Below are 1,009 nucleotides of genomic sequence, written 5' to 3'. Positions count from 1 at the left end.
CAGGAACTACGATACTCAACCTATTCCCAAAAATACGGTGGTCGCATGGATTTTTGGGGCCAGCTGTTGTAAATAAAATGACTCAGGGTAGGCGCAGCCAACCCCAGACCGATCAAACCAACCCACCAGGTTTGTTGAAAGTCCCCAAGGTCAAATGTTTGAGGGGTTGATGACAACAACTCTGGAGCGACAGAAATAATGTTGTTGAGGGCATGGGCAATAATGGGAGCCCACAGGCTACGGGTGCGAATATAGAGCAGGGCCATAATCACACCAAACATGGTTAGTCCCAGGGGATTATTGATATGTAACAACCCAAACAACAGCGACGACAGCACAATTCCCGTAGGCAAATTCCAACGGATTGCCCAGCGCTGTAAGAGTACGCCTCGAAATACAAATTCTTCGGCGATGGGGGCAAAAACGATCACCACAAACAGCATCAGATAGCGATACAGTTCGGGGGCTACGGTTTCGACGCTGAGCAGCTGCTCGGTGAGACGCTCTTCTACAAATCCAGGTGCAATTAGCGACACTGGGTAGAACAATAATAAAAAACTGCTAAACGAGAAAATTAGCATGCTGGAAATTAGCAGTAGTCCATAGGCCCACGGAAAACGGGGCGGAGGACCAAACAAGCGGGTTAACTGCAGCCCGGCCCGGCGACCGGTGGCTAGCAAAATGACACAGACCAGGCCAAAAATCATCATAAATTGTACCGGCAGCCACAATTTGTCATGGAGGGGCCAGGGCAGCCATTGCTTATATTCGAGTACCGCGTAGACCGTGCCTACTAACAGATTGCTCAATATAAATGTAACCAGTACATGGGTGCGGAATTTAAGTACTTCGAAGGGGTTCCTGCCCATGGTCATAGGTTAGTAATGATTAATACTTCAGACTAGATCTTAATTGTAAGCTAGATAATTGACCCACCTGGGAACCCATGTGAGTTTCCTCGGCGTCATGTTAGAACCAGTAGTGGTTTATCAGGATAGATCTATGTGCG

General features: G+C 48.0%; 1 protein-coding gene. It reads right to left on the bottom strand.

What is annotated here, in order from left to right; all coding sequences use genetic code 11:
• Positions 1-20: 20 nt before the first annotated feature.
• Positions 21-869, bottom strand: a complete 849-nt coding sequence (locus IQ260_RS30770; RefSeq protein ID WP_193996830.1) for a CPBP family intramembrane glutamic endopeptidase — start codon at positions 867-869, stop codon at positions 21-23.
• Positions 870-1,009: the final 140 nt, after the last annotated feature.

This window comes from Leptolyngbya cf. ectocarpi LEGE 11479, assembly GCF_015207065.1.
In the GTDB taxonomy this organism is placed as follows: Bacteria; Cyanobacteriota; Cyanobacteriia; order Phormidesmidales; family Phormidesmidaceae; genus Leptothoe; species Leptothoe ectocarpi.
Note: the sequence above shows the minus strand (reverse complement) of the source record. Positions and strands in the feature narration are given on the sequence as shown.